This is a genomic window from Aurantivibrio plasticivorans (assembly GCF_055392955.1).
The window spans coordinates 1057087-1076570 of the sequence record NZ_AP036020.1 but is presented as its reverse complement, the minus strand read 5'-3'; the positions used below and the strand labels follow the sequence as shown (position 1 = coordinate 1076570).

At 49.9% G+C, this 19484-nt stretch carries 16 protein-coding genes; 4 read left to right on the top strand and 12 right to left on the bottom strand.

What is annotated here, in order from left to right; genetic code table 11:
• Positions 1-43: 43 nt before the first annotated feature.
• The 9 genes from ACZ5NB_RS04720 to rpe all read right to left on the bottom strand — a co-directional run bounded on the left by ACZ5NB_RS04720 (position 44) and on the right by rpe (position 9287).
• A complete protein-coding gene (locus tag ACZ5NB_RS04720; protein WP_460231842.1) occupies positions 44-928 on the bottom strand; it encodes a class I SAM-dependent methyltransferase in 885 nt (294 codons plus the stop codon).
• 52 nt (positions 929-980) lie between these two features.
• Entirely contained in the window at positions 981-2804 is a 1824-nt protein-coding gene (locus tag ACZ5NB_RS04715) for a M2 family metallopeptidase (protein WP_460231841.1), read from the bottom strand.
• Positions 2805-2854: 50 nt separating this feature from the next.
• Positions 2855-3649, bottom strand: coding sequence for an indole-3-glycerol phosphate synthase TrpC (gene trpC, locus ACZ5NB_RS04710; RefSeq protein WP_460231840.1), 795 nt, complete (start codon positions 3647-3649; stop codon positions 2855-2857).
• A 49-nt stretch (positions 3650-3698) separates the two neighbouring features.
• Positions 3699-4727 (bottom strand): anthranilate phosphoribosyltransferase, encoded by a 1029-nt coding sequence (gene trpD / locus ACZ5NB_RS04705; RefSeq protein ID WP_460231838.1) that lies wholly within the window; start codon positions 4725-4727, stop codon positions 3699-3701.
• Positions 4728-4749: 22 nt separating this feature from the next.
• Positions 4750-5082, bottom strand: a complete 333-nt coding sequence (locus ACZ5NB_RS04700) for a tautomerase family protein (protein WP_460231837.1) — start codon at positions 5080-5082, stop codon at positions 4750-4752.
• 71 nt (positions 5083-5153) lie between these two features.
• Positions 5154-5738: an aminodeoxychorismate/anthranilate synthase component II gene (locus tag ACZ5NB_RS04695; protein WP_460231836.1), complete on the bottom strand. Its 585-nt coding sequence runs from the start codon at positions 5736-5738 to the stop codon at positions 5154-5156.
• A 22-nt stretch (positions 5739-5760) separates the two neighbouring features.
• Entirely contained in the window at positions 5761-7230 is a 1470-nt protein-coding gene (gene trpE, locus ACZ5NB_RS04690) for an anthranilate synthase component I (RefSeq protein ID WP_460231835.1), read from the bottom strand.
• Between the two features lie 316 nt (positions 7231-7546).
• The gene (locus tag ACZ5NB_RS04685; RefSeq protein ID WP_460231834.1) at positions 7547-8593 is read right to left on the bottom strand and encodes a DUF4382 domain-containing protein; all 1047 of its coding nucleotides are present in this window, start codon (positions 8591-8593) and stop codon (positions 7547-7549) included.
• Positions 8594-8618: 25 nt separating this feature from the next.
• Positions 8619-9287 (bottom strand): ribulose-phosphate 3-epimerase, encoded by a 669-nt coding sequence (gene rpe / locus ACZ5NB_RS04680; RefSeq protein ID WP_460231833.1) that lies wholly within the window; start codon positions 9285-9287, stop codon positions 8619-8621.
• Between the two features lie 102 nt (positions 9288-9389).
• On the opposite strand from rpe, the gene ACZ5NB_RS04675 reads away from it, so the two are divergent.
• Positions 9390-10451, top strand: a complete 1062-nt coding sequence (locus tag ACZ5NB_RS04675) for a DUF3530 family protein (protein ID WP_460231832.1) — start codon at positions 9390-9392, stop codon at positions 10449-10451.
• Positions 10452-10459: 8 nt separating this feature from the next.
• Here the strand turns inward: ACZ5NB_RS04675 and ACZ5NB_RS04670 are convergent, their stop codons facing one another.
• The 3 genes from ACZ5NB_RS04670 to ACZ5NB_RS04660 form a co-directional block, all read right to left on the bottom strand.
• Positions 10460-12319 (bottom strand): MDR family MFS transporter, encoded by a 1860-nt coding sequence (locus tag ACZ5NB_RS04670; RefSeq protein ID WP_460231831.1) that lies wholly within the window; start codon positions 12317-12319, stop codon positions 10460-10462.
• A 176-nt stretch (positions 12320-12495) separates the two neighbouring features.
• Positions 12496-13209 (bottom strand): N-acetylmuramate alpha-1-phosphate uridylyltransferase MurU, encoded by a 714-nt coding sequence (gene murU, locus ACZ5NB_RS04665; RefSeq protein WP_460231830.1) that lies wholly within the window; start codon positions 13207-13209, stop codon positions 12496-12498.
• Positions 13210-13216: 7 nt separating this feature from the next.
• A complete protein-coding gene (locus ACZ5NB_RS04660) occupies positions 13217-14287 on the bottom strand; it encodes an aminoglycoside phosphotransferase family protein (protein ID WP_460231829.1) in 1071 nt (356 codons plus the stop codon).
• 316 nt (positions 14288-14603) lie between these two features.
• On the opposite strand from ACZ5NB_RS04660, the gene ACZ5NB_RS04655 reads away from it, so the two are divergent.
• The 3 genes from ACZ5NB_RS04655 to pdxA are packed head-to-tail and all read left to right on the top strand — an operon-like array spanning position 14604 to position 19477.
• On the top strand, positions 14604-17117 hold the full coding sequence (locus ACZ5NB_RS04655; protein ID WP_460231828.1) for an LPS-assembly protein LptD: 2514 nt from the start codon (positions 14604-14606) through the stop codon (positions 17115-17117).
• A 41-nt stretch (positions 17118-17158) separates the two neighbouring features.
• Positions 17159-18484 carry a peptidylprolyl isomerase gene (locus ACZ5NB_RS04650; RefSeq protein ID WP_460231827.1) on the top strand — a complete coding sequence of 442 codons (1326 nt, stop codon included), beginning with the start codon at positions 17159-17161 and terminating at the stop codon, positions 18482-18484.
• Positions 18485-18487: 3 nt separating this feature from the next.
• Entirely contained in the window at positions 18488-19477 is a 990-nt protein-coding gene (pdxA, locus tag ACZ5NB_RS04645) for a 4-hydroxythreonine-4-phosphate dehydrogenase PdxA (protein WP_460231826.1), read from the top strand.
• The last annotated feature ends 7 nt before the right edge of the window (positions 19478-19484 follow it).

The window sequence follows — 19484 nt, the reverse complement described above, 5'->3', positions numbered from 1 at the left end:
GCCCAGCTAAAATGCTGGGCTTTTTTATGTCTGTTTGAAGGCCCTATCGTTTTTGCAGGGTGATGTGTCGCAACGGCATCCCAGACTCATCGAGTAAGACATCGAAACCGTGGTCATTAAAAAATTTAGCCGTGGACGTTTTGTGCCAAGCCATAATAAACGGCTCATAAACAAACTTTGCCAACAGGCCATAGTACGCACCTCGCCAACCATAGCGCCTCAGTAACGCAAATATCCCTAGCTCCACCTGTTCTGGTGCCGGCTCACTAATGCATACTTTACCACCTGGTTTTAAGATCCGGCTGAACTCAGCCAAGGCTTGACCAATGTAGCGTGGCGGCATTTCATGAAAGAGAAAGCAGGCGGTAATTCCGTCAAAACGCTGAGCCGCAAACCCCGTATTCTCAGCGGTCCCTTGCACAAAATTCACATCGGGGTTATCGACAGCAGCGTGCTGTAGCAGGTACGGCGATGGGTCAAGCCCCCACACATCCTTCACACCGACGTCACGCAATGCGCGAGCCGTTCTACCGCCGCTACAGCCGACATCTAGAACTGATTGGCAACCGACAAACTGCTGGGCCATCTCAGCTCGCCCTACCTTCATCGAGCCCAACATTGAGTGCTCGAAGCCCGTGATATATCCACGGGTAATACGTTTAGAGTAATTACCATTGGGGAGGCGGTGGAATTCTTGAAGAATATACTTGGGAATTGAATCTTTACCTGGAAGCCCCTCCGGCAACGCCACCCCCTCTCGCTTGCGTCCCAGTACGGCGCGCATTAACTTGAATACATCCTTTGCACTAGAATAATCGATCTTATCAACCCAGGTATCGGGCAGCTCCATCGCCGACCAATCCATGACAGCGGGGTCTGATGCCAAGCTGGAGGGTTGTTGGGGGTTGTCTGATATCTCTTGGGTCATTTCCGTCATTCTACAGCGTATACGGCACTACCTAAATGTGGCCGCAGATTACCTACCAGCCGCATTGCCTGCCTTGATTTTGTTTATCCAGCCAAAGCTTCAAGGGGTGAAAATAATCGATTATGGCCGACGCGTCCAATGCCCTTTGACCAGTAACCGCCTCCATTGCCTCAGGCCAGGGTCGGCTTGCCCCCATGGCCAGCATAGCTCGCAGCTTTTCCCCAGCCGCTTCGTTGCCATAGATAGAGCAACGATGCAGCGGCCCTTGATGACCGGCCGCTTCACACAGTGCACGATGAAATTGGAACTGTTGGATAAACGCTAGGAAGTAGCGCATATAGGGAGTGTTCCCTGGTATGTGAAACTTTGCTCCCGGATCAAAATCAGACTCCGTTCGAGCTACCGGAGGCACCACACCTTGATACTCCTCTCGCAAGGCCCACCAAGCCGCATTATATTGCTCGGGGGTTATTTCTCCATTAAAAACTTGCCAGCGCCACTTATCAACTAGAAGCCCCCAAGGTAGGAATGCAATTTTATCTAACGCCATCTGCATTAAATACCCCATATCGTCCTCTGCCCCTGGCTCCTGCTCAAGCCAGCCAATATCGACTAGGTATTTTGGAGAGACTGACAGGGAAATCGTGTCACCCACTGCTTCGTGAAAACCGTCATTCGCACTCCCCTGGAACAGTACAGGCTGGTCTTTGTAGGCGCGTTGATAAAAATTGTGGCCTAGCTCGTGATGAATGGTTTCGAAATCCTCAGCCGATTTTTTAATACACATTTTTATGCGCAAATCGTCTTTGCCATCAAGACTCCATGCGCTGGCGTGGCAAATTGCTTTGTGATCGATTGGCTCGACAAACATTGAGCGTTCCCAAAACGTCTGCGGTAACGGATCGAACCCAAGTGACATAAAAAACTGCTCGGCAATTTTTACCATTTCAATTTCGTTATTAATGTTCTCGCTGACCAACTGATTCAGATCATAGCCACTGCCCGTTTTTGGCGGGGCCACTAGGTCATACAATTGCCCCCACTGCTGAGCCCATTGATTACCTAGCAAATGCGCAGGAATAGCACCCGTTGCTGGCACCACATCATCGCCATAAAATTCATTCAGTTCCGCTCGCACATGGCAGTGCAGCGCATCATAAAACGGCTTCACTTTTTCCCACTGCGCATCGACATCAGCGGCAAATTCATCAGGATCCATGTCATATTTTGATCGCCAATAGACACCAAGGTTTTCATAACCCAGTGCTTGCGCGCCCTCATTCCCAATTTCAACTTGCCTTTGGTACAAAGGCTTCATAGGCGGTGAGATAGTTCTCCAGCCTAGCCAATATTCTTTTAGCTCGTCTGGATTACGACTGGTACGCATCAATCGCTCTAAGGTATCCCCTGAAAAACACTCGCCATCAGCGCGGCAGTATTCTGATGAACCATACATCGCGCTCAATTGAGAGCTAATTTCCGCTAGCGCTTGAGCTTTCGCTGAATCTTGGGGGGAAGGAAAGGTTAAAACCTGCTTGAGTAACTCCAGCTTTCGACGATCAACTTCGTCAAGCTGAACTGTATTATATCGCGCGGCTCTATTCGCTAGTTCAACAGATAACTCTGTAAAGGCCTGGCTAGCTTTAGCTTCTAAAATTTGACTATCGTAAGAAATATAAGTGGACGCAATCCATGAGGCATGGGCAGCGTGTTTACCCGCGGATTCGATGCGTCCTTCAGCTTCAGCCAAAAAAACCTTCGCTTCCTGCACTGTGGGTGCCGCCACAATCGACCTAGTGTCGGGGGGCGGCGCATCGGAACCATCGCAGCCAATCAGTGTTAGCGCGCCAAATAGCACCAAAGTTGGTAATCGCATAGGGTCCCTCTACTGATCATCAGGTGTGAAGCACTTAAAAAGTTAAGCAATCAACTGAACAAATCCATTAGACGAATGCCCGGATCGTCAGCACGCATCAGCGCCTCGCCGACTAAAAAGCAATGCACGTCGTGCCCCCTCATGGCAGCAATGTCATCCGTAGTATGGATACCGCTTTCCGTTACCACAATACGATCCTTTGGAATCTTATCTAACAAACCGAATGTCGACTCCAAATTCACATCAAACGTTTTCAAATTACGATTATTGACGCCGATAAGGCGGGTATCAAGCGTCAGCGCCGATGCGAGTTCATCGCTATTATGAACCTCCACCAACACATCCAAACCAAGCTCAATCGCTAGCTTGCTTAACGCCTGCATTTTCGGCAATTCAAGGGCGGCTGCGATTAGCAAAATGCAATCCGCTCCAATGGCGCGAGACTCGTATATTTGATACTCATCGACCATAAAGTCTTTACGCAGTACCGGTAGACGAGTCGCGGCACGAACTTCTTTCAAATAAGCGTCACTACCTTGAAAAAAATCCACATCCGTCAATACAGAAATACATGCTGCATTACCTTTTTCGTAACTCTTAGCTATTTCAGCGGGAAAAAAGTCTTCTCGAATAACGCCTTTGCTTGGTGAAGCTTTTTTTATTTCAGCAATCACTGCCGCGTGGCCTGCACTGATTTTATTCTCGATTGCCTGCACAAAACCTCGGGCGGGGGTTTGTTCTGCAATAGCTACTTGTAGCTCATCGATGGAGACCTTCGCCTTTCGTTCAGCAACTTCTTCGAATTTTCTATCGATAATTTTTTGTAACACTGTAGGTGCGTTCACAACGAATTCCTATTCTTTAACTATTAACGCTTCAACCGTTCAAGCAGGATTAAAAGCACGATGACATTTCAACAAGCTCGGTAAGCTTGCCCAATGCTAAACCACTACCGATGGCATCTTGCGCTAGCGCCACGCCTGTTTTGAAGTCATCACTGAGACCACTCACGTAAATGGCAGCACCTGCGTTGTAGGCAATGATGTCGGCTGCCTTATTTGATATATCCGTACCTTGACGCGACAACGCACCACGAATTAACGCTAAGGATTCATCAGAACTACTGACACTCAAACCATCCAGAGACTGAGTTTCTATGCCAACATCTTCGGGCTTAATTGTATAAGTAGTAACTAGGCCATCTTTTAGTTCAGCGACAAATGTTTCACCCGCCAGCGTAAATTCATCCAAACCATCACTGGCATGGACGACCATCACATGCTCACTGCCTAACTGCTGTAAAGCTTTAGCTATAGGCTCACAAAGAGATTGATCATAAACACCAATCACTTGTCGCTTAACACCTGCAGGGTTTGTCATCGGACCAAGCACATTAAAAATCGTGCGCAAGCCTAATTCTTTACGCGGCCCAATGGCATGCTTCATTGCACCATGATGTTTTACCGCAAACATAAATCCGACACCGACTTCCGCAATACATTTCGCTACTTGTTCTGGTGTTAGATCTAAATTGACACCGGCGGTCTCCAACACATCAGCACTACCGGTGGAACTAGTAATCGAACGATTACCATGCTTCGCTACATGCCCGCCTGCGGCGGCGACAACAAACGCACCCGCGGTTGAAACGTTAAATAGGTTAGAGCCGTCCCCTCCGGTACCGCAGGTATCCACCATATTCGGCACATCGATTTCAACTTTACTAGACAGCTCTCGCATGACCTGCGCTGCGCCAGCAATTTCTTCGATAGTTTCGCCTTTAATTTTCAGTGCAACCAAGAACCCACCAATTTGTGCAGGCGTCGCTTCACCGGTCATAATCAATCGCATCGCAGCGATCATTTCATCAGTTGACAAATCGTGCCCATCAACCACTTTGGCAATCGTATTTTGGATACTCATGATGATCCCTTTACCATGTATTTTAAATGTCGACTCGATAACTTAAGGAGGCTTCATCACCATGAATGCCGCGAAAGCTCCAATTACACGCAGGGCTTTCAGTTATCACGATTTCAATGTCTTGCAGTGAGATGCCTAAGTCACGGTGAATGCGGTCATTAAGCAAACGGATTAACTGTTTACGTGTCGCTACCGTTCGACCTTCCATCATCATAATTTCAATAATGATGTAGTCATCACTGCGCCCGCCAGGATATAGAAAATCATCTTTATCCATTGGGAAAAATCGATGTGCTCTTTTATCAGCCGGAAACTCTAACGCTTCCATCACACACTCATGAATAACGTTTGACAATTGGGCACGCCGAGGGATTAGAGTGCCTCTAATCCCATATATTTTTATTTGCGCCATCATTCACCGCGGTATTACAAATGAATATCGAGGAAATTTTGCAACAAGTCATGGCCGTGTTCGGTCAATATCGATTCGGGATGGAATTGCACACCTTCGATGGGCAATTCTTTATGACGCACACCCATAATTTCGTCGATCTCGCCGTCTTCCGTTTGCGTCCAGGACGTGATCTCCAAGCAATCCGGCAGCGACTCTTTCTCAATCACTAACGAATGGTAACGCGTTGCGGTAAACGGATTTTCGAGGCCTTTGAATACGCCTTTATTATTGTGATGCATCAGTGATGTTTTACCATGCATGACGTGCTTGGCTCGCACAATGTTACCACCAAACGCTTGCCCTATGCTTTGGTGCCCTAAACATATCCCAAGAACGGGTATCTTCCCGGCAAAATGCTTAATCACCGCGACAGAAACACCGGCTTCGTTCGGGGTACAAGGACCGGGTGACACCACAAGCCGCTCGGGGTTTAGCGCAACAATTTCTTCTAACGTTAATTCGTCGTTGCGTACAACGTGAACATCAGCTTTCAACTCGCCGAGGTATTGCACAACGTTGTAGGTAAAGGAATCGTAATTATCAATCATTAACAACATGTTATTTCTCCTGGAAGTTGGGCTAGTTCTGAACCATGTCGACTGCGCGGAAAATCGCGCGTGCCTTATTCATGGTTTCTTTCCATTCCAGCGCGGGAATGGAATCTGCCACAACCCCTCCTCCAGCTTGCGCATATAACACGTTATTTTTAATGACCGCCGTGCGGATGGCGATAGCGGTATCCATATTGCCATTCCAAGACAAATAACCCACTGCACCACCATAGACACCACGTTTTTCACTTTCTAACTCGTCGATAATTTCCATCGCACGAATTTTTGGCGCTCCCGACAGGGTGCCTGCCGGTAGTACCGCTCGCAATATATCCATCGCTGAAACGTCCGGTTTCACCTTGCCTGTCACATTCGACGTGATGTGCATAACGTGAGAATAGCGCTCTACCACCATTTGCTCGGTGACATTAACTTGCCCGGTTTGTGCCACACGTCCCACATCATTCCGACCCAGATCAATAAGCATCAAATGCTCCGCAATTTCTTTAGGATCGTTGACCAGCTCCTTCTCCATTGCCAGGTCTTCTTCCACCGTGCGACCACGACGGCGAGTACCAGCTATCGGCCTCACTGTCACTTCGCCGTTTTCCAGACGCGCTAAGATTTCCGGGCTCGAGCCAACCACATAGTGATCGTTCAGATTGAGGAAATACATATAGGGGGATGGATTTAAATTACGCAGTGCGCGGTATAAGTTGATTGGATCGGCATGAAAGTCAATCGACAGGCGTTGCGACGGCACCACCTGCATGATGTCACCCGCTAGCGCGTACTCTTTGATTTTTTCAACCGCCTCTTCATAACGATCACGCCCATAATGGGACTTGAATGAGTCCTCTGCTATTTCGTCCGGACGAAGCTTCATCGGTTGAGTTTTAGGCTCTGCGGTCGCCATTAGTTCGACCAGTTGATCAAGGCGCGCCTGCGCATCACTTAACGCATTGTCTTGCGCTGGATCTGCATGGACAACAATGCTGAGCTTACCCGACAAATTATCAAAGACCACTACTTCGTCTGAAACCATGAGCAGTATGTCGGGGTTACCAATAATGTCTTCCGGTTGCGTTTTTTTGAGGCGCGCTTCAACATAGCGAACACAATCGTAGCCAAAATAGCCAACGAGACCACCGTTGAACATTGGTAGGCCTTCGACCTCGGGAACTCTGTACCTGCTTTGGAATTCAGTGACGAAATCCAACGGGTCTGCAAGCTGGTAACGCTCAACGACTTCGCCTTGTTCTTCGACCAAGACTTCCTCTCCAAACGCCTTAAGCACGGTGCTGGCAGGTAAACCAATCATGGAGTAGCGGCCCCATTTCTCGCCACCCTGAACAGACTCAAATAAGTAACTGTAGGGGCCATCAGCAAGCTTAAGATAGCTTGATAAAGGGGTCTCTAGGTCAGCTAAAATTTCACGTACGACCGGTATTCGGTTGTAGCCTTGTTGTTTTAATTCTTCAAATTGTACGTTATTCATGGTCCTTCCTCAGGATCAATACCCGTCCGTCGAGCATTATGATTTAAGCGAATATGCAGTTTTAAGAATCGCCGATTAGCGATGATAGGCGCGAAACAGAGGTGCGCCGAGGCACTAGCGTCGCCAACGCCACACTGAGGAAAAGAACTGAGAAGTGAAGTGCAGAGAAATCACGGTGTTGCCATGTCTCATCATTATTGTGCACCTACCGGAGAGGAAGGCTGCACCGGGTTAAATTTGGCTGGTAGTTTATCTAGGCTAACCTCATTTGGCTAGCCTAGATCAGAGATTTTAGCATTTGCCGTTTGCATTGCCCCTACGGAGCACAAACACCATCAGCTAGAGGGAAGTCGCAGGATTCAGTCTCGCCCTCCGCTAGGGTCAACTCAACCACCTGAAGCACCGGTGATGGCACCGGAATTTCATCCCACAATATGGGGTTGTCATCAGTGGCCTCACACGAAATCGCCAAGGTGTAATCACCCGGCTCAACGTAGGAGAAGATGTAGCTGACTTCGCTATTATCAATAATAGAACTGCCATAAGGCGCAATAATGTCTGCCGGAACATCAGAATCATAGTCGACATCAGGCACACTTGGCTCGCCGTTCACCAATTCACCTGGCTCTGGGCCGCGTACAAATACATCACCAAGTAAATTAGTATCCAAATCATGACCTTGGTAAAGATAGGCAATATTGTCCACGGTCTGCACAGGTTTCGTATCGCACGGCGTGATGGCGTGGAGCGCATCAAGGTCGACTGTCCCTTGAAGTGTTGCCGCCTCCTGAAGATCAACCACACGTACACCGTGCGGCTTGAGGATATAGCGCTCAGGTGTGGGGTTGTGCGCTAATGCTCTTGTAAGATCAAACTCCACAACAAAATTTTGTGTGGTCGTTTCTGAGACAGTGAATCCACCCAATTTTAATTCGTCACTTGGAACTTTGATTTCATAGGCATTTCCACCAACCACGACGTATGAGAACGCCAAGTTTTCATCCAGGATTCCAAGACGAAGATTAGAATACTCACCGACCGGTAATTTAACGCTGTCGAGCACCAAGACGCTATCAGCCCCCTGATAATCCAACAGATCCAGGGTAAAAGTATCGGCATCTTCAATCCCTAGCTCGTCACTGGTGAAGGTATCTACGACGATATCATCCTCACCTGAGCGATTGAACGTGATGGTATCAACGGTAATGACTACCTCTTGCGCATCCTGTACCGGCGCGTCAGAAAAACTTAACGAGACATCCGTACCTGAACTGCCCGAATCACTGCCGCCTGAGCCACCACACCCGGCCAGCAAAACACCCACACAACTTACGGCTAAAACACTTGGTAAATACTTCATCATCAACTTCCCTACACCTAGTAAAACTCTATTTTGTTAATTCGTTTCTCATCGCGGCAATGGCATCTGCATAGCTGTCCTGCCCGAAAATTGCGGTTCCAGCGACGAACGTATCAGCACCCGCATCGGCCGCGGCGCGAATATTCTCTACTTTAATCCCTCCGTCCACCTCAAGTCTGATAGGCCTGTCACATTGGTCAATCAACGCTCGCGCCTCACGAAGCTTATCCAGCGTGTAAGGAATAAACGACTGACCACCAAAACCGGGGTTTACTGACATTAGCAATAACATATCAAGCTGTGGCAAGACATGCTTGATAGTATCGAGGGGCACTGCCGGGTTTAGCACCAAACCAGGTTTGCACCCCGCATCGCGAATCAACTGCAATGACCGGTCAACATGCTTAGATGCATCCGGATGAAAGGTTATGTAATCGGCACCTGCATCGGCAAACATACCGATAAGGTCATCTACCGGCTCAACCATGAGATGCACATCTATCTCAGCCTGAATCCCAAATTTACGTAACGCTTGGCATACAACGGGGCCAATGGTGAGGTTGGGGACATAGTGATTGTCCATTACGTCAAAGTGGATGATATCCGCCCCGGCATCCAGAACAGACTGGCATTCTTCACCCAAACGGGCGAAATCAGCGGCAAGTATTGATGGGGCAATTTTGTAATCTTGTTTCATAGGGGTGAACTTATCTTTGAGAGGAATTAACACGCAGAGCAAAAGCTGTAATTGTACTTGAATCCACATGCAGCCGGAATGCTCAGGTCTATACTAAAGGGCATGAACTATTTAGCGATTAGCCCTCAACCCAGGACGACGCCCAGCCTAATGGCCCGCCGCCTTATTCAAACAACCTTGCTGGTGGGGATATCCTGCCTTTCAAGCCTGGGGGCAAGCCAAGACTCAAATAACGATGAAGAGCAAACAGCGCCCGCTGTGACCACCTCACGCCCACCACCACAACAGAGCGAAATGGAACAGATGCGCCTGCTCGCGAAGTCACTTCCTAAGGAACATGTAAAGTGGCTCAAGGTGGCCGATAAATACTTTCTCACAAAAAGAGTGATTGCAACGAGCGCGAAGCCCAAGGGCTGGATAGTCATTCTGCCAGATGCGGGAGAGAAGCCAGGCTCACCCGGCACTTTAGCAACACTGGAACAATTCTTACCTTCCAAAGGATGGAATATCCTCTCTCTGAGCTTGCCGGCACCGCATATCCCTGACCCGCCTGCACGCCCTCAAACGACCTCAAGCGGGCCCCGGGGCGAATCTGAAGACAGCGAACAAGCCGCTGAATCAACCGAATCTGACGAGCCTCAAGCAGGCCCCAACGAGAAGAACGAAATCTTTGACGACTCGACCAATAGTATTGGTGATGGATCATTCATCCCTGAAGAAGAGCGGGAGCCAGAACAATCAGAAAAAACTGATCAGGAACAAATAGTACAAGATCGTATTATCGCCGCCCTGGAATTCATCACTAGTGAAGCAAATTCGGGCAGTCAATTAATTCTGTATGGCCAAGGCGCTGGCGCGGCCAGGGTGGCCAATTATTTTGCCGAAGTAGGACGCCCCAACCGATTAACGGCTGTCATCTTAGTGAATGCCCGCAATAGCATCCCCCACCAAGCATCAGGCATGACCACCTTGCTGGGGAACGTCAACCTACCGTTGCTGGACATCGTGAGCGCCCCTTCACCAGAACAGCGCCATGAGGCAGAGCAGCGCTCGAGAGTTGCACGTCGCAATGGCCTGCGCTATTACGAACAACGAACGGTGATAACACCTCCGTACGACAATACAAATAGGGCGGTATGGGGTTTTTTATCGCGCAAACGCTAACCCCTGAACTATGAGCCTTCGCTCGGGGGAGCTGTTTGCTCTTTACTTTTGGCCGCCGCGGCCGCCTTTGCAGCAGCTTCTACCGCACCGGCAGCACGCAGAGATATAACGGGAATAAAGCACGTAATCAAAAACGCTGCCAGGACAATCCACAAGGCTGCGGAAAACATGCTGGTAATAGAATTAGAGAACGCAACCTTTAAACCTCGCTCCATGTTATCCGCTGTCTGCTTCGCCTGCCCCGCAAGCATGGTTTTCACATTAGTTAACGTTTTTTCTAGCTCCGCCTCAGGCTTCCCCTGACCTTGGGCAACCAGCTGTTTCAGAATTGGCGGCACCAATGCATTATTATTCACCGACGCAATCGCCTCCTGGTCGCCATGAAAGGCTTTATCAATAACGACATAAAACTCGTCGAAACGCTCGATGATTCCAGCGCGCATCTGCTCGAGATTCATCGCGTTCGACTGAGCCTGGTCAAGGTTAGCGGTTTGCTCAGAGCCAGCATTGAGGTTAGGTAACTGTTTGGGAAGCTCGATAGTCAAATTGTGCGTCAAAAACGTACCAAACAGCGCAATCCCCACGGTAGAGCCTATCTGACGGAAAAACTGCGTAGCACTCGTGGCGGCCCCCATGTGAGCCATAGACACCGCATTTTGCACAACCAAATTGGCCAAACCTTGCATTGGCCCCAGACCAATGCCCACAATGACCATCCGCCACGCCAAGTCCCAAGCACTAGCATCTGGGCCAACTTGCGTTAGAAGCGCCACACCAACGATCGCAATAGCACCCCCACCAACCATGAAAGACTTATAAACGCCTAGGCGAGACACCAACCGACCACTTGCAATACTCGCCGTCATCATGCCAAGCATGAGGGGAAACATCGCAAAACCACTGTTTGTGGCACTCACCCCAATAACCACCTGCATATAGAGCGGCATAAACATGACGATACCCAAGAACGCCATGCCAGTAACAAAGGCTGCAAGGTTGGTGACCGTAAACGCGCGAATCGCAAACAGCTGCAACGGCATGATCGGGTTACTTGCCAACTTTTCCACCACCACAAATGCCGCCAACGACATCAATGCGCCTCCGAAGAGCGCAGAAATTTGCCACGACTGCCATTCGTATTTGTGTCCACCCCAAGTTAACGCCAGAAGCAACGGAATAAATGCACCGATAAACAATGCAGCGCCGAGATAATCAATCTTGCCACCAGCTGCGTGATTGGTACGCGGGGTTTTGCGCACAATCAAATAGAGCGAAAACAGCCCTAATGGCAGGTTCACATAGAACACCCAGCGCCAACCTGGAATTTCATGGCCAAACAATGTGACGGTTGCGTAGTCAGTTAACAACCCTCCGACAAACGGCCCAATGACGCTGGAGACACCGAAAACAGCACCGAACAGCCCCATAAACTTAGCTCGCTGCAGCGGCGGATAAAGATCAGCAATGACTGCAATGACACAGGTAAATAGCGCTGCGCCGCCAACGCCTTTCAATGCCCGAAAGACAATCAGCTGATGAATTCCATCACCAATAATTGGCAGCGTACCGAACTCGCCACTCAAGCCAGAAAGCGCAGAACCCAGCAAGAAAATTGAGATACCCCAGACCAAAATCACTTTGCGACCATAAATATCACCGAGCTTACCAAAGATCGGTACCAGTACTGTGGAGGTCAGCATGTAAGCGGTAGTTACCCAAGCGTATAGCTCTATGCCGTTTAGCTCTTCGATAATGCGCGGCATGGCCGTAGACAGGATCGTCATATCCAACGCCCCCAAGAAGAACACGACTAATGACGCAATTAAGGTGAGCCGACGCTGTTCGTCGGTAATTGAAATTGTACTCATGTAAACAACCTATCCACCCGCCGTCTCATAGACACAGAGTGACTGGGGAGAAACTCAAGATTCTCTGATTTAAATGATGGCAACGTTGGGTCGCCTAGATTTGAAGGTGGGCAAGGATAGCGGCTTGATGGAAAGTCGAGCAACAAGGAAACCCAACTATTTGCGACTGGTTTCCCCTATTTGGTCAACAGCAGATGGTGTTCCAGCGATGCGAGACGCTCAGGTGTGCCAATATCGCGCCAGTCGCAAGACGCATACTGACCGGACAGCGCTTGCTTCGAGATAGCGTATTCAAACGCTTCAAGCAGCGGAAAGACTTCTCGTTTTTTCGGGTATTCACTCACCAGACGAGGATGCAAAATGGCAATTCCGCTATACGTTAACCGCTCGCCTTCACCTCGACCCAACAAGCGCTCAACACCTGCGTAAGGCGATTCTTCATCAGTCGCCGCCCAGCTAAAGTCACCAGCGGGATTGTGTTCGGGGTTATCGACTAACACGAGATGGCCCAGCTCACCAGACCTTAGGCCTCGCTCAACCAGCCCATGCAAGGGCATGTCACACCAGACATCTGCGTTAATCACGAGAAAGGGTTGATTCCCGAGCAGCGGCAACGCACTGAGAATACCACCTCCCGTTTCCAAAGGATAAGGCTCTCGCGAATATTCGATGTTGACCCCGTAACGACTTCCATCACCGAGGCGATCTGCGATTTGTTCACCCAGATACGCTAGGTTAATGACCAACTGATGGATACCCGTCGTAGCGATGCGCTCGATGACGTATTCAATCAACGGGCGCCCTGCCACTTCGAGTAACGGCTTAGGTGTAGCGTCAGTTAGCTTACCCATGCGCTGGCCTCGACCAGCGGCGAAAATAAAAGCTTTCATAAGATCTTTACGCAGGCGTATAACCCGCCAACTGATAGTTGCTATACCAGGTCTGGGCTTTGCATTGCGGTAACAACACATCACAAAACCACTGATGAAACTCGGCTAATTCGGGATAGCGCTCGGCGACCTCAAGGGTATAACGAATCACCAAAGGCAGATCCGTTAAATAACGAGGTTTTTTATCACGCAGATGTAAACGCGCAAAAATACCCAGTACCTTGATATGTCGCTGCAACCCCATCCAGTCAAACCAACGCTGAAGCTGTTCCGGCGAAGTGGTTCCTATAATGCCAACATCCATGGCCATATTTGCGTAGGTCATTAACCAGTGATTAACGCGCTCTGCAGGCCAACGCACGTAGCAATCACGCAATAACGACACGAGGTCGTAGGTAAAAGGCCCCCACACACCATCTTGAAAGTCGATCACACCCGGCTGCCCGACCTTTCGGTGAATAAGATTCCGCGAGTGAAAGTCGCGATGAACGAAACAAGTTGGCTGTTCGAGCGCGCTGCCCACAATTTTGCTGAACACATCATCGAGCAGGCGCTTTTCGCCATCGCTGAGCGTTTTACCCAGTAGCCCGCCCACAAACCATTCTGGGAATAGCGACATTTCAGCAAGTAATTTTTCGCTAGAGTAATCCTCTAATGTATCGAGATTTCTAGCACTTTGCTGCATATTAAGCAGAGCCAGCATCGCCTCACCGTATAGCACCTCGACATTGTCTTGGGTCAATTCAGCCAGAAAAAGCTGATCACCCATGTGCTCTATGAGCAAGAAGCCTTGTGTAAAATCTACCGCGTAGACCTGCGGCGCGTGAATGCCCTGCTCACGAAGGTAATTCGCAATTGCCACAAATTGCTGGCTGTCTTCTGAATCTATTGGCGCATATACCGCCAACAACGAAGGGATTTTAGGGAGCGTAAAGTAACAGCGCGCTCCCGCATCGCCGGAAAGCGGCACAAGCTCTATTGGGGCTTCAGATAAGGTGATGTGTAAATCTGACAGCGTTGGAAGCTGCGCTTCTACCCATGCCGTCAACGTATCGGTTACTACAGAATCGCTGGCCATGCTAAACATTGTTCCTACTGGTTTTCACTGGACAAGTTCTCAATGTACGAGCGTCGACGCTGAACGGAAGCACCCGGACGATGTGCACCTTATACCATTGATGCCACAGATTTGCTTGTAATTCATTAACTTGCGAGACATAGGTCAAAACAACTTCAGCTGTTCTAAAGCTGGGATGACTCCGCGCTTTCCAGTAGAATCCTCGACGGCGCAACAAGGTGGCTTCAGCGCAGTAAAATCAAGTGGAATAAAGCCCTCTACGAAATAGATTAATAAGGCCAATCGATTGTTCACACAGTGTTTCCAGCAGAGCGCGTTGTTCGCATTCAAACTATCCCTACCTTGCATCTTGCTCGCTCTCGACACCCCCGCCTTTGCCGCCAAGCCGCAACACCTGTGCCGCGCAGTGGACGGACAGTGGCAGTGCGAAACGCTCACTACACGGACTGAAATTCGAACAAAGCTTGCCGCAGAAACCTCAAGTAAAGACCGAGCCAATCATCCCCTCTACTGGGTTCCAAAAGAAAGCTTAGATGTCGAATCGCTATCAGCAGAACAGCAACAGCGAATCAAACAAGGCTGTTGTGGTGCCTACTTGGTGCCCGACACCGGAGACACCACGCCACCCGAGAACGCCGAAACACGCATCACGGCGGGAGGGAACCTCAGCGGCAACCCTAACAGCGTCTTGCGCGTCGATGGCGGCGTTGAAATTACGCAGGGTAGCCTTCGCCTTCAATCCGATAGCGTGGAAATTGACCGCGAAACTAATACCAACCGGGCTCAAGGCAATATAGAGATTCTCAACGCGGGCAGCCTAATGGTCGGGTCTGCAGCCACGGTCAATGGCGATACGGGCGAAGCGGTTGTCACTGATGGGCAATTTTTGGTTGTCGACCAGCACTTGCGAGGCAGCGCTGAGCAGATTCGCCGAGATGAGAACGACAATCTCACGCTGTCGCGCGGAGCCTTCACCCAATGTGAACCCGGCCATGAGATTTGGACAATACGCGGTAGCGAAATCCACCTCGACAAAGAAAATGAACAAGGCACCGCCAAGCACCTGCGCCTTGAGCTCGGTGGGATACCAGTGTTTTACTTTCCTTACGTCAGTTTTCCGACTGGCGACAAGCCGAAAACGGGTATTTTATATCCCAGTTTTTCTAGCAAAGACTTTGCGCTGCCCTATTACATTTCAATAGCGCCCAACCTAGACTTCACCATCACCCCCCGCTATATCACTCAACGCGGTTTAAGCACTGAGTTGGAGGTCCGCCACCTCAATCGCTGGTTTGAAACGACGCTCGCCGGCGCTTGGCTCGGCGGCGGTAAAGACGGTGTTTCAGAGAGTGAGCAGGACGCGATCGACAACTCAGCGCTGACCCCATCCCCTACTGATGACTTCACTACCGCCGATGCCACAGTGTATGACGGCCAAGACCGCTGGGTCGGCAGCATCCAACAACGCGGCGAGGGTGAGCATTGGTTTTCAACGATTGACTACACAAAGGTTAGTGATATCGATTACTTCCGCCACATTGATACCGCCAACCTGGACATCAATCGCAGCACCAATCTACGCCAACTGGGTTTGTTTGGGGTCGATCTCAATCGCTGGCGACTAACGGCTCAGCTGGAAGAGTTTCAAAATTTGGTTCCGACTGCGAGAGAGCCCTATCAACAAAAACCCCGTCTTGAAGCGAACGGCCGCTATCAATTGAGTAAGCTCGATATTCAGCTCGATAATCAATGGACTCGCTTTGCCCTTGATAACAACCAAACACTGCCACGCAATGAAGGCGACCGCTTGCGTCTCGATTACAGCGCGACCTGGAATCAAGAATGGGTCTGGGGCTTTGTGAAACCTACCGCTATAGTCCGCGCAATCGATTATTCACTGGACGAAGACTTCCTCGCCAGCGGCGAAGAGGCGAAACCGAGTGTCGCGGCAGCCGGTGGTGCCCTCGACATGGGGCTTTTCTTTGAGCGAGATGGTACTCTCGCCGATAGCGGGTACTTACAAACTTTCGAGCCTAGACTATTCTATTTTTACAATGATTACGAAAATCAGGGCGAGCTAGACAATATAAATTTTGATACAAGCGAAATGACCTTCAGCTACAACCAGCTGTTTCGAACCACCCGCTTTAGCGGCGGTGATCGCATTGATGATGCCAATCAGATCTCGGTAGGCCTAACCTCTCGCTTTATTGGAAACAAGTCTGGTAAAGAGCGCCTAAGCCTAAGTCTTGGCCAAATTTACTACTTTGATGACCGAAAAGTGTCGTTAAATAGTAGCCAGATTCCACTGACGGAAAAGAAATCACAAGTTGCCGGGCAAATATCCGGACAAATTACCGACTCTCTTCGCCTAAGCAGTGACATTCTCTACGACCCAGAGACACAAAAAACGGACAAAGGTAGCGTTACGATCCGCTACTTCGATGATAAAAATCGCATCTTCAACCTCGGATATCGCTATAATCGCCAACCCTCGGCCAATCATGACAGTCAAGGCGAGCTTTCGGTTGCCTGGCCCATCACCGCAAACTTGAGCCTGATTGCCCGTGGCTATCACGATTTTACGCGGAACCGTGAACTCGATACGCTTGGCGGTATCGAATACACGAGCTGTTGCTATCGGCTGAGGATAGTCGGCCGACGCTGGCTGGATAACGAACTAACGACGCAAGTTGACCCTCAACTATTGGAATATGATCGCGGCATATTCATTGAGTTTCAGCTTCGCGGCATCGGCCTGAACATAGGTGATCGACTCGATAGCGCCTTGAGTGAAGCCATTTATAACTTTGAACGTCGCAACCCCTAACGAGGGTTGCAAAATACGCTTGAAAACAAATAAGACTGATTATGAAAGCACATCGATTGATTATTGCCTCGCTAACTATAGTGGCGACTGTTTCCCTAAACCAACAAACCTTCGCCGAACAAATCGTCTTGGATCGCATCGCGGCTGTTGTTGACGAAGGCGTCGTCATGGAAAGTGACCTGCGAACGCAATTGAGAGCAATCAAAGCACGTATGGCTAGCCAGGGTGGCGAGGTGCCGCCAGCTGAAGTATTAGAACAGCAGGTACTCGAACACTTGATCGTGCAAGAACTCCAAATGCAAATGGCCGCACGAGCCGGTGTTAAAATCGATGACGCAGAAATCAATCAGGCACTTGATGAGATTCGCCGCCGTAATGGCCTGAACGATGAGCAATTCGCTGCACAATTGCAAAGTGAAGGGTTAACCATTGCGGATCTTCGAGAGGACCTTCGTAAAGAATTGATCGTGGCACGCGTACAACGTGGCGCTGTCGGAAACCGGCTGGACGTCACACAAACGGACATCGACAATTTCCTCAACTCGAAAGAAGGCCAGTTTTGGCGCGCGCCGGAGTATCACCTAGGCCATATTTTGATTGCCGTCAGCAGCGGCGCATCCGATGAAGACGTCTCGACAGCATTGGCGAAAGCAAACGATATTCGCGAAAAAGCAATATCTGGTGCTGACTTCGGTCAACTGGCGACCACTTATTCAGCGGGTCAAAACGCACTGGAAGGCGGAGACCTCGGCTGGCGCAAACCTGCTCAACTACCCGGACTATTCGCTCAACAGCTAGAAGACGCGCAGGCCGGACTGATAACCGAGCCGTTTCGAAGTGGCGCTGGCTTTCATATTTTGAAAGTGTTGGAGCAACGCGGTGGTGGAGAACAAATGATCGAACAAACCAAAGTTCGACATATCCTAGTGCAACCCTCTGTCATTCTTAGCAGCGAGGACGCACGAAAATTATTAGTGGAAGTCCGCCAGAAAATTCTCGAAGGTGCTGACTTTGCAGAGATGGCAAAAGAACACTCGAAAGATCCTGGCTCGATGTTATCGGGTGGCGATTTAGGCTGGTCCGTGCCAGGGCAGTTTGTGCCAGAGTTTGAGCAAACCATGCAAGAGACCAACATCGGCGAGATCTCAGAACCGTTTCTATCACAACACGGCTGGCACATACTTCGGGTCGATGATCGCCGCGAACAGGATATGAGCGAAGCCGTCGTACGCAATCAAGCCTTGAATTTACTGCGCAGTCGCCGGTTTGAAGAGGAATTGCCCATCTGGCTACAAGAGATCCGTGATGATGCGTATGTTGACATCAAAGTCGGTGAAGTAGATCGCGACATAAACGCGGGTAGTTAATCGTTGAAAATCCAACGTATTGCAGTCACTCCCGGCGAGCCTGCGGGCATCGGGCCGGATCTGTTGGTCACACTATCCCAGTACGGCAGCGATCACGAGCTGGTGGTCGTGGGCGACGCGGATTTATTGTCCGAGCGAGCAAAATTGCTTGGCTTACCGCTATCACTGCGTGAGTTTGACCCCAATTTGCCACCCCAGGCCTTAAAGTCTGGCGAGCTGTGTATTTGCAAAGTTCCCCTGGCGGCTCCTGTACAACCTGGCGTTGTCAGCACGCAAAACGCCCGCTACGTGCTCGCCACACTCGATAAAGCGATCCAGTTATGCCAACAAAAACTCGTGGCAGCAATGGTTACTGCGCCAGTGCACAAAGGCGTTATCAATGACGCTGGCATAATGTTCAGCGGGCATACTGAATATCTCGCCGACCAAACTCAAACAGATCACGTCGTCATGATGCTGGCCACGAAAGGCCTACGTGTTGCACTAGCAACCACACACCTACCGCTCGCTGACGTATCCGCCGCTATCACCAAAGAGAGCTTAACCACCGTTATCCGCATTCTCGATGAGTCGTTACGCCAGCGGTTTGGTATTAAACAGCCACGCATTTTAGTCTGCGGTCTCAACCCTCATGCGGGTGAAGGCGGACACATGGGTCGGGAAGAAATCGACGTCATTGAGCCAGTAATGCAATCTCTTCGCGATCAACACACCTTAAATTTGATAGGCCCTTTACCGGCCGATACTTTATTCACCCCCAAAGTGCTTCAAGATGCCGATGCGGTTTTAGCAATGTATCACGATCAAGGCTTACCCGTATTGAAGTACAAAGGCTTTGGAAATGCGGTTAATATCACTTTAGGCCTGCCCATCATTCGCACATCTGTTGATCATGGTACCGCGCTTGATTTAGTCGGAACCGGGAAGGCAGACACCGGTAGCCTGACTACCGCTATCGCCGTAGCATGCGAAATGGCAAGTGCCAGTACATAACCGCCAG